Source organism: Nocardia aurantiaca, from assembly GCF_009708175.1.
Lineage (GTDB): Bacteria > Actinomycetota > Actinomycetes > Mycobacteriales > Mycobacteriaceae > Nocardia > Nocardia aurantiaca.
In genome coordinates, this window is the sequence record NZ_WMBB01000001.1 from 808,078 (window position 1) to 818,652 (window position 10,575).

At 66.1% G+C, this 10,575-nt stretch carries 9 protein-coding genes and 1 rRNA gene; 9 read left to right on the forward strand and 1 reads right to left on the reverse strand.

Going from position 1 to position 10,575, the window contains the following annotated elements:
• Positions 1 to 62 precede the first annotated feature (62 nt).
• The 5 genes from GLP40_RS03470 to GLP40_RS03490 all read left to right on the forward strand — a co-directional run bounded on the left by GLP40_RS03470 (position 63) and on the right by GLP40_RS03490 (position 5,523).
• Positions 63 to 872, forward strand: a complete 810-nt coding sequence (locus GLP40_RS03470) for a F0F1 ATP synthase subunit delta (protein ID WP_154786274.1) — start codon at positions 63 to 65, stop codon at positions 870 to 872.
• A 64-nt stretch (positions 873 to 936) separates the two neighbouring features.
• Positions 937 to 2,574, forward strand: a complete 1,638-nt coding sequence (gene atpA / locus GLP40_RS03475) for a F0F1 ATP synthase subunit alpha (protein WP_154786275.1) — start codon at positions 937 to 939, stop codon at positions 2,572 to 2,574.
• A gap of 132 nt (positions 2,575 to 2,706) precedes the next feature.
• Positions 2,707 to 3,678, forward strand: a complete 972-nt coding sequence (locus tag GLP40_RS03480) for a F0F1 ATP synthase subunit gamma (RefSeq protein WP_154786276.1) — start codon at positions 2,707 to 2,709, stop codon at positions 3,676 to 3,678.
• Between the two features lie 18 nt (positions 3,679 to 3,696).
• Positions 3,697 to 5,139, forward strand: coding sequence for a F0F1 ATP synthase subunit beta (gene atpD, locus GLP40_RS03485; RefSeq protein WP_154786277.1), 1,443 nt, complete (start codon positions 3,697 to 3,699; stop codon positions 5,137 to 5,139).
• Positions 5,140 to 5,145: 6 nt separating this feature from the next.
• Positions 5,146 to 5,523, forward strand: coding sequence for a F0F1 ATP synthase subunit epsilon (locus GLP40_RS03490; protein ID WP_154786278.1), 378 nt, complete (start codon positions 5,146 to 5,148; stop codon positions 5,521 to 5,523).
• Positions 5,524 to 5,595: 72 nt separating this feature from the next.
• Here GLP40_RS03490 and GLP40_RS03495 read toward each other — a convergent pair whose 3' ends face one another.
• The gene (locus GLP40_RS03495; protein WP_328289613.1) at positions 5,596 to 6,687 is read right to left on the reverse strand and encodes an NAD(P)-dependent alcohol dehydrogenase; all 1,092 of its coding nucleotides are present in this window, start codon (positions 6,685 to 6,687) and stop codon (positions 5,596 to 5,598) included.
• A 900-nt stretch (positions 6,688 to 7,587) separates the two neighbouring features.
• Here GLP40_RS03495 and GLP40_RS03500 point away from each other — a divergent pair.
• The 4 genes from GLP40_RS03500 to GLP40_RS03515 form a co-directional block, all read left to right on the forward strand.
• Positions 7,588 to 8,010: a DUF2550 domain-containing protein gene (locus tag GLP40_RS03500; protein ID WP_196054513.1), complete on the forward strand. Its 423-nt coding sequence runs from the start codon at positions 7,588 to 7,590 to the stop codon at positions 8,008 to 8,010.
• Positions 8,011 to 8,203: 193 nt separating this feature from the next.
• Positions 8,204 to 8,797: a cob(I)yrinic acid a,c-diamide adenosyltransferase gene (locus GLP40_RS03505; RefSeq protein ID WP_328289614.1), complete on the forward strand. Its 594-nt coding sequence runs from the start codon at positions 8,204 to 8,206 to the stop codon at positions 8,795 to 8,797.
• Between the two features lie 10 nt (positions 8,798 to 8,807).
• A complete protein-coding gene (murA, locus tag GLP40_RS03510; protein ID WP_328289615.1) occupies positions 8,808 to 10,070 on the forward strand; it encodes a UDP-N-acetylglucosamine 1-carboxyvinyltransferase in 1,263 nt (420 codons plus the stop codon).
• Between the two features lie 445 nt (positions 10,071 to 10,515).
• A 16S ribosomal RNA gene (locus GLP40_RS03515) occupies positions 10,516 to 10,575 on the forward strand; the annotation flags it as partial.

Sequence of the window (10,575 nt, forward strand, 5' to 3'; positions counted from 1 at the left end):
CGCAGTGTAACCACGCAGGCCGCCTCGCACAGGCAGGGTTCGACACAGTGAAAGTGGGAAGCATGTACGCAGCGAGCCGCGAGGCGAGTTCCCGTGCGCGGGAAGCTCTTCGGGCCGCTCTGACCGGTAGCGACACCGTCGCGGCTACTACGGGGTCGGAACTGTTCGCCGTTGTCGCCGTCCTCGACGACCAGCGTTCGCTGCGTGTGGCGCTCGCGGATAAGTCGGTGTCGAGCTCGGCGCGCGCCGAGCTGGCCGAGCGCGTCTTCGGCGGCAAGATCAGCGGGACCACCCTGGCCGTGCTGACCACGGCGGTGGCCCAGGACTGGTCGCGCGCCCGCGATCTGGTCGACACGCTGGTCCTGCTCGGCCGCGAGGCGCTGCTGCGCGCCGCGGACGAGCGTGGCCGCCTGAACGCCGTGGAGGACGAGCTGTTCCGGCTGGCCCGGATCATCGACGACAACCCGGACCTGGAGCAGGCGCTGCAGGACCACGGCAAGCCGGCGGAAGCCAAGCGCGCCGTGGTGCAGCGTCTGCTCGCGGGCAAGGTCGAGGACATCACCCTGCAGTTGGCCGAACAGGCCGTGCTGCGTCACCAGGGCGATACCGGCGCGGCCATCGACGAGCTGTCCGACCTGGCGGCGTCGCTCCGGGATCAGATCGTGGCGCATGTGCGCGCCGCGGTGGCCCTGACGCCGCAGCAGCGCGAGCACCTGGCCGCTTCGCTGCAGCGTATCTACGACAAGCCGATCACGGTGCACGTGCAGGAGGATCCGAGCCTGCTGGCCGGTGTCGTCGTGCGCGTGGGCGACGACCTGATCGACGGCAGCGCCGTCGGGCGGCTCCAGCGCTTGCGTCAGTCTCTCGCTTAAGAGACATACGCCAAAAGCGCATATACACACCGACATTCGAGACCACAGCGAGAGCAGGAAGAACATGGCGGAGCTGACGATCTCCCCCGATGAGATCCGTAGCGCGATCGAGAGCTACACCCAGAGCTACACCCCCGAGACCTCCATCGAAGAGGTCGGTGTCGTCACCGACACCGGCGACGGTATCGCCCACATCAGCGGCCTGCCGTCCGCGATGGCCAACGAGCTGCTGGAGTTCCCGGGCGGCGTCCTCGGCGTGGCGCTGAACCTGGAGGACACCGAGATCGGTGCCGTCATCCTGGGTGAGTTCGACACCATCGAAGAGGGCCAGCAGGTCCGCCGCACCGGCGACGTGCTCTCGGTTCCCGTGGGCGACAAGTTCCTCGGCCGCGTCATCGACCCGCTGGGCGCGCCGATCGACGGCCTGGGCGAGATCGAGGCCGACGAGCGTCGCGTGCTCGAGCTGCAGGCCGCGACCGTGCTGCAGCGTCAGCCGGTCGGTGAGCCCATGGCCACCGGTATCACCGCCATCGACGCCCTGACCGCCATCGGCCGCGGCCAGCGTCAGCTGGTCATCGGCGACCGCAAGACCGGCAAGACCGCGGTCTGCATCGACGCCATCATCAACCAGAAGGCCAACTGGGCCACCGGCGATCCGTCGAAGCAGGTGCGCTGCATCTACGTCGCGATCGGCCAGAAGGGCTCCACCATCGCGGGCGTGAAGTCGGCCCTCGAGGCGCACGGTGCGATGGAGTACACCACCATCGTCGCCGCCCCGGCCTCCGACTCCGCCGGCTTCAAGTGGCTGGCCCCCTACACCGGTTCGGCCCTCGGCCAGCACTGGATGTACCAGGGCAAGCACGTGCTGATCGTGTTCGACGACCTGTCCAAGCAGGCCGAGGCCTACCGCGCCATCTCGCTGCTGCTGCGCCGCCCGCCGGGCCGCGAGGCGTACCCGGGTGACGTCTTCTACCTGCACTCGCGTCTGCTGGAGCGTTGCGCGAAGCTGTCCGACGAGCTGGGCGCGGGCTCGATGACCGGTCTGCCGATCATCGAGACCAAGGCCAACGACGTCTCGGCGTTCATCCCGACCAACGTCATCTCCATTACCGACGGCCAGGTGTTCCTGGAGTCGGACCTCTTCAACAAGGGTGTCCGCCCGGCCATCAACGTCGGTATCTCGGTGTCCCGAGTCGGTGGCGCCGCGCAGACCAAGGCCATGAAGAAGGTCTCCGGTTCGCTGCGTCTGGAGCTGGCCTCCTACCGTGAGCTCGAGGCGTTCTCCGCCTTCGCCTCCGACCTGGACGCCGCGTCGCTGGCCCAGCTGGAGCGTGGCGCGCGCTGGGTCGAGCTGCTCAAGCAGGACCAGTACGCCCCGGTTTCGGTTGAGGACCAGGTTGTCTCGCTGTACCTGGTGGACGGCGGCTACTACGACTCCGTCCCGGTCGGCGACATCCGCCGCTTCAACACCGAGCTGCTCGAGTTCCTGCACGCCTCGGTGCAGTCCTCCTTCGACGCCCTGCAGGGCGGCGCCAAGGTGCTCGAGGGCGAGGCGGCCGATGCCATCAAGGCCGCGACCGACAAGTTCAAGCAGGGCTTCCTGGCGTCCGACGGCTCCCGTGTCGTCGAGGCCGAGGCCGGCCAGCTGGATCACGAAGAGCTCGAGTCGCTGTCCGTCACTCGCAAGCACGTCGAGAAGTAATCGAGACGAGCACATGCGACTGACCGAACGCGGTATGCGCGACGGGCGCGAAGGAGGCAGCTTGCGTCACCACGTAGCGCCCCGCCCATGCCGCAAATCAGATACGACGAATGAAGGGAGTGTGAACCGCTAATGGCAAGCGTGCGCGAATTGCGCTCCCGCATTCGTTCCGTGAGCTCGATCAAGAAGATCACCAAGGCCCAGGAACTGATCGCCACCTCGCGAATCAGCAAGGCGCAGGCCCGTGTTGCCGCCGCCAAGCCGTACGCGGAGGAGATCACCAAGGTGCTGGCCGAATTGGCCAGTGCCAGCGGCAATCTCAACCACCCGCTGCTGACCGAGCGGGATAACCCGCGTCGTGCGGCCGTGCTGGTCATCACCTCCGACCGCGGTATGTGCGGTGGCTACAACTCCAACGTGCTCAAGCGCGCCGAGGAGCTCATGACCACGCTGCGCTCCGAGGGCAAGGAGCCGGTGCTGTACGTGATGGGCGCGAAGGGCCTGACTTACTACACCTTCCGCCGGCGGACGGTGAACGGTTCCTGGCTGGGCTTCTCGCAGCAGCCGAACTACGTGGACGCCTCGGCCGCGTGCAACCACCTGGTGGAAGCGTTCATGGCCGGGTCCGACGGCGAGGTCCCGACCCCCAACGGGGTCGACACGATGGCCGGCGTCGACGAACTGCACATCGTCTACACGCGTTTCGTGTCGATGCTGTCGCAGCAGCCCGAGGTGCGTCGCCTGGCGCCGATCCAGGTGACGTACGTGGACGAGGACTACGACATGGGTCCGGACTCCTTCACCGACTCCGAGTCGGCGGAGATCAAGCCCCAATACGAGTTCGAGCCGGATGCGGATCGCCTGCTGGGCGCGCTGCTGCCGAAGTACGTCAACACTCGGATCTATTCGTCGCTGCTCGAGGCGGCGGCATCGGAGTCGGCTGCGCGCCGCACCGCCATGAAGGCCGCGACGGACAACGCCACGGAGCTGGTCAACTCACTGACCCGTACCGCGAACTCGTTGCGCCAGGCACAGATTACGCAGGAAATCACGGAAATCGTCGGTGGCGCCAACGCGCTGGCGTCGAGCTCGGACCGCGACTAAGGCCCAGGAAGAGAACCAATGACCGCAGCTGTCACTAACGAAACCCGGGTTGGCGCCGGTACCGGCCGCGTCTCCCGCGTCATCGGACCCGTCGTGGACGTCGAGTTCCCGCGCGGCTCCATCCCCGACCTGTACAACGCCCTCAATGTCGACGTCGCTCTTCCCTCGGTGGCCAAGACCCTGACCCTCGAGGTCGCGCAGCACCTGGGCGACAACATCGTTCGCACCATCTCCATGCAGCCGACCGACGGTCTGGTGCGTGGCGTCGAGGTGCGCGACACCGGCAAGCCGATCTCGGTGCCCGTCGGTGACGTCGTCAAGGGCCACGTGTTCAACGCGCTCGGCGACTGCCTCGACACCCCCGGCCTGGGCCGCGACGGCGAGCAGTGGGGCATCCACCGCCAGCCGCCCGCCTTCGACCAGCTCGAGGGCAAGACCGAGATCCTGGAGACGGGCATCAAGGTCATCGACCTGCTCACCCCGTACGTGAAGGGTGGCAAGATCGGTCTGTTCGGTGGCGCCGGTGTCGGCAAGACCGTTCTGATCCAGGAGATGATCACCCGTATCGCGCGTGAGTTCTCCGGTACGTCCGTGTTCGCGGGCGTCGGTGAGCGCACCCGTGAGGGCACCGACCTGCACCTGGAAATGGAAGAGATGGGCGTCCTGCAGGACACCGCTCTCGTGTTCGGCCAGATGGACGAGCCGCCGGGGACGCGTATGCGCGTCGCCCTCTCGGCCCTGACCATGGCCGAGTACTTCCGTGATGTGCAGAACCAGGACGTTCTGCTGTTCATCGACAACATCTTCCGTTTCACCCAGGCCGGTTCCGAGGTCTCGACCCTGCTGGGTCGTATGCCTTCGGCCGTCGGTTACCAGCCGACCCTGGCGGACGAGATGGGTCAGCTGCAGGAGCGCATCACCTCGACCCGCGGTCGCTCGATCACCTCGATGCAGGCGATCTACGTCCCCGCGGACGACTACACCGACCCCGCGCCGGCTACCACCTTCGCGCACCTGGACGCCACCACCGAGCTCTCGCGTCCGATTTCGCAGAAGGGCATCTACCCGGCCGTCGACCCGCTGTCGTCGACCTCGCGAATCCTCGAGGCCTCGATCGTCGGCGAGCGTCACTTCCGGGTGGCCAACGAGGTCAAGCGAATCCTGCAGAAGTACAAGGAACTCCAGGACATCATCGCGATTCTGGGTATGGACGAGCTCTCCGAGGAGGACAAGGTCCTCGTCGGTCGCGCCCGTCGCCTGGAGAAGTTCCTGGGTCAGAACTTCATCGTGGCCGAGAAGTTCACCGGTCAGCCGGGTTCGGTCGTGCCGCTGGAGCAGACCATCGACGATTTCGATCGGGTCTGCAAGGGCGAGTTCGACCACCTGCCGGAGCAGGCGTTCAACTCCTGCGGTGGCCTGGACGACGTCGAGGCTGCTGCGAAGAAGATCGCCGGGAAGTAGTCACCCATGGCAGATATGTCTGTTGATCTGGTCGCCGTCGAGCGGCTGCTGTGGTCGGGCCGGGCGAAGTTCGTCTCGGCTCAGACCACGGAGGGTGAGATCGGCATCCTGGCCGGCCACGAACCGCTGCTCGGGCAGCTGGTCGAGGGCGGCACCGTGACCATCGTGTCCGACGAGGACGAGCGCGTCGTCGTGGCCGTGCACGGCGGGTTCTTCTCGGTCACCGCGACCTCGGTGCGCGTGCTGGCCGAATCCGCCGAATTCGCCTTCGATGTCGACGAGGCGGCCGCCAAGGCCGTCGTCGCCGACCCGGATGCGAGCCCGGCCGCGCTGGCCAAGGCGCAGGGCCAGCTGCGGGCGGTCGAGAAGGCGGCGTCTGCCTAGCCTTCCCGCACTGAAGCGAAGAGCGGCGGTCCCAGAAAAACCCTGGGGCCGCCGCTCTCTTCGTGCACGGCGTCAGTCGAAGGTCAGGATCGGTTTGATGGTGGTGCCGTGGTGGGCGTCGGCGACCGCGGCGTCGATGTCGGTGAAGGCGTAGGTCTTACTGATCTTCTCGATCGGGAACGTGCCCTCGGCATGCCATCGCAGCAGCTGGGGAATGAATTTCTGCGGATCCCCGCTGCCCTCGATGCAGCCTCGGACAGCCTTGCCGTTTCCGGTGAGGTGACCGATTTCGAGGTCCATGCTGGCCTCTCCCAGGCCGACGAGCACGAGAGTGCCCATGGGGGCCAGCGCTTCCAGGCCCTTGGCGATGACGGCGTTGCGGGCCGTCGTGTCGAGCGCGAAGTTCGCGCCGCCCGCGGTCGCCGCGACGATCTGCGCCACCACGTCCTCGGCCGCACCGTCGATGGTGACGTCCGCGCCCAGCTCCTTGGCCAGGGCCAGGCGATCGGCGGAAAGGTCAATGGCGACAATGGTTCCCGCGCCGATGGCACGGGCCGCCATGAGCGCCGCCATGCCCACGCCACCGACGCCGAAAATGGCCAGCGAATCGTTGGGGCCCGGCTTCATGACGTTGGCGACCGCGCCCGCGCCGGTCTGCACACCGCAGCCGAACGGTGCGGTGGCCACCAGGTCCACATCCTTGTCCACCACCACCACGCTGCGCGCCGGTACCAGTGCGTGGGTGGCGAAACTCGACTGCCCGAAGAAGGCGCCCATCACGCGTTCGCCATTGTTGCTCAGCGGCGAGGTGAAATCCGCGCGCCCGCCCGAGGTGTTCAGGATGACGAAATTCTCGCAATAGGGTGGAAGCCCGTCGGCGCAGCGCGAACAGGTACCGCAACTGGCGTAGGTGAGCAGGACGTGGTCGCCCACTTCGATTCCGGTTACTTCCGAGCCAATCTGCTCGACGATGCCCGCGCCCTCGTGTCCGAGCACGATCGGCAACTCGGCGGGAAACACGCCCTTGGTGACCAGGTCGGTGTGGCAGACGCCGGTCGCGACGATGCGCACCAGCACCTCGCTCGGTCGCGGTTCCTCCAGCGTGAGGGTCTCCATCGAGAACGGCGCATCCGCTCCCCGGGCCACCGCAGCGGTAATTTCCACGGAATCTCCTTCCAAGACATCCCAATTGTCCGGAGCATAAGAACGTGTTCCAGTTTACGGCCATCGGCGATCCCGCTCAGCGGGTCGGGGATTGGGCTTTCGCGGCCGGAAGCTGGTATGTGGCTGGCGAATTCGGTTTGGTCGTGCGGTTATCGCGACGCCGGTTATCTGATGCGGCTCGATGTATTCGCGGGTGCGCGGATGCGATTTGGAGCATCTGGCAAAGTCTCGGCTATTGAACATCCCAGCGTTGCCTCCACGATGCATACCGCGTCGCCTACCGAATGCGCAGCACGATGGAGCGAGGGATTGCTGAGCGGGCGTCGAATTGGCGAATGGGGACGCTGGCGGCCGCGGCGGAGTTCGGAGTGGGTCCGGCCGACCCAGCGTCCGCGGACACTCCGTTCCGGTTCTGGGTGGAACGATCACCCGCCGACTCACAGACGGCACCAACCTGACGGTCACCATCACCGGTGAGTCGGCCGAGATCAGCGGCGCGATGCACGACACCCGTGGATCTCGACGATCCGGCGGCCTCGTCGCGACTGTGCGGATCAGCCTCGAATGCAGCGCCGGCTGCCAGTTCCACATCGGCAGGCGACCTCCATCGGCAACGTCATGTTTCACGGTGAGCCGTTCTCGATGAGCTGACATATCTGCGACGCCCGCCTGAACAGCGCATACGTCACATTCGGTGGATGGCCGGACCCCGGCTTTCCGCGGTCGCTACTATCGACCACTAAGCGCGGGGCCGGCATTCTCCGCACCGAGTTTCCGGAACGTGGTCTCGCGTCTCCCCCGCAAGGGGTTCGGGGGCGAAGTCGCTGAGGGTTGGGTTGCGCCGGTCAGTGATCGACAGCAACGCGGATGTGAAGGGACGGAGCGGCATTGCAGACCGGGATGTGGCTTCTGATCATTCTGGTGTTGCTGCTGGTCGGCCTGGCTCTGGCGTCGACATATCGCCTGGTGATGCTGCGTCGCGGCGGGACCGCCGCACTGCTGCGGGTGCTGCCCGCGCGCGGCCACGGCGGGGGCTGGCGGCACGGACTGATTCGCTACGACGAGGACACGCTCCTCTTCTACAAACTCTCCAGCCTCAAACTCGGCCCGGACTCCACCATGCGCCGTCTCGGTATCGAGGTGGGTCCGCGGCGCACCCCGCAGGACGACGAGTACGACATCATGACCGACGAGGTCATCGTCACGGTCTCCGACGGGGAGGGCAGCTACGAGCTGGCACTCGACCGCGGCGCCATGGCCGCCTTCCTGTCCTGGGTGGAATCCCGCCCCTCCGAGCGCATTCGCCGACGCCGCGCCGGGTGACGGCCGTACCCGTGCGGGCAGTCCACGCCGGGAAGCACGATCGCCGAAGCAACAACTGATTTCGGTGCCATACGGGTACTTGTCGGTGACGTCCAGAACCCGGCCACCGACTCGACCATCGGTCCGCGATGTGACTAGCGTGGCACCTACTGATCGGCGAAGTCGCGGCGAGGCGGCATTGAGAGGCGGGACAGTGAGCGTTCACTTGACGCGGATCTACACGCGCACCGGCGACGACGGCACCACCGGGCTGAGTGATTTCTCGCGGGTGGCCAAGACCGACCCGCGGCTGATCGCGTACGCCGACTGTGACGAAACCAATGCCGCGCTGGGTGTCGCCATCGCGCTCGGACAACCCGGCGAGCGGATGCTCGGTGTGCTGCGTTCCATACAGAACGATTTGTTCGACGCCGGAGCGGACCTGTCCACCCCCGTTGTCGCCGAGCCCAAGTACCCGCCGCTGCGCATCACCCAGGCCTACATCGACCGCCTCGAGCAGTGGTGTGATGAGTTCAATGAGCCTCTGGCGCCGTTGAATTCGTTCATCCTGCCCGGCGGCACCCCGCTGGCCGCGCTGCTGCACACCGCTCGCACGGTCGCGCGGCGCGCCGAGCGGTCGGCCTGGGCCGCCGTCGCGGCACACCCGGGCGACACCAACGCGTTGCCCGCCAAATACCTCAACCGCCTGTCCGACCTGCTGTTCATCCTCGGCCGGGTCGCCAATCCGGACGGCGACATACTGTGGCGGCCGGGCGGAGACGCCGCGAGCGCGGGATCCGACCACTAGGCTGACCCCCGTGAGTGAACGGTTTCTGGTGACCGGGGGCAGCAGGCTCGTCGGTGAGGTCGCGGTGGGCGGCGCGAAGAACAGCGTCCTCAAGCTGATGGCCGCCGCACTGCTGGCCGAGGGTACGACCACCATCACCAACTGCCCCGACATCCTCGATGTACCGCTCATGGCCGAGGTGCTGCGCGGTCTGGGCTGTGATGTCACCGTCGACCACGAGACCGTGACCATCACGACTCCGCCGGAACCGAAGTACCACGCGGACTTCCCGGCGGTCACCCAGTTCCGCGCCTCGGTATGCGTGCTGGGTCCGCTCATGGCGCGCTGCAAGCGGGCCGTTGTCGCGCTGCCGGGTGGTGACGCCATCGGCTCTCGTCCGCTGGACATGCACCAGACGGGCCTGCGACTGCTCGGCGCGACCTCCGAGATCGAGCACGGCTGCCTGGTCGCGCGGGCGGAAGAGTTGCAGGGCGCGCGGATTCGACTGGACTTCCCCTCGGTGGGCGCGACCGAGAACATCCTGATGGCCGCGGTGCTCGCCGACGGTGAGACCGTCATCGACAATGCCGCGCGCGAGCCGGAGATCGTGGACCTCTGCAACATGCTGGTGCGGATGGGCGCGAAGATCTCCGGCGCCGGCACCTCGGTGCTGACCATCGAGGGCGTGGACAAGCTCGCGTCGACGACCCACCGGGTGATCGGCGACCGCATCGTCGCCGCGACGTGGGGGATCGCCGCTGCCATGACCACCGGTGACGTGCGGGTGACGGGCATCAATCCCAAACATCTGTCGCTGGTGCTGGACAAGCTGCGCTCCGCGGGCGCGCGAATCTCGTTCGAACCGGACGGTTTTCGCGTGGTGCAGGCCGATCGCCCACGCGCCGTGAACTTCTCGACCCTCCCGTTCCCGGGTTTCCCCACCGATCTGCAACCCATGGCCATCGGCCTGGCCGCCATCGCCGACGGCACCTCGATGATCACCGAGAACATCTTCGAGGCGCGCTTCCGCTTCGTCGAAGAGATGATCCGGCTCGGTGCGGATGCCCGCACCGATGGTCATCACGCTGTGGTGCGCGGTATTCCGCGCCTGTCCTCGGCGCCGGTCTGGTCCTCCGACATTCGCGCCGGCGCGGGTCTGGTGCTCGCGGGTCTGGTCGCCGACGGCGTCACCGAGGTCCACGATGTCTTCCACATCGACCGCGGCTACCCGGATTTCGTGGAGAATCTGCGCTCGCTCGGCGCCGAGATCGAACGTGTCGGAACCACCGACTGAACAACCGGTGTTGGGTCGTGTGCGCGAAAACCCGTCCTGAACAGGCGATTTGACATGCGAACAACCAACACGTAACTTATTCCAGGTCAGAGCGACACGGACACCGACTCCGGTGAGACGAGCTTCGCCTGATGATCACACTAGCTCCCAAACAACCAGCGGATTTGGTTCCGTTGCGGGGTCGGGGCTAAGCTTGACAAGTTGCCTCACGATCGAGCGGGACCAAGAGCCCGGGAGATCGTTTGTGCGTGTGTTCTTTGAGAACTCAATAGTGTGTCGATGAATGTCAGTGCCAAATTTTTGTAATTTGGTTCCGATTCTCACCCCCCGTGTGAGGGTCGGACATTGAAGTCAGCTAATTTCCGGCTGGCGATTTGTTTTGCTAGGTTTTCGGACTCTGGTTCGAGATACTTCTGATTCGCTCTTCGGAGTAAATCTAGAGTCTTCAACGGAGAGTTTGATCCTGGCTCAGGACGAACGCTGGCGGCGTGCTTAACACATGCAA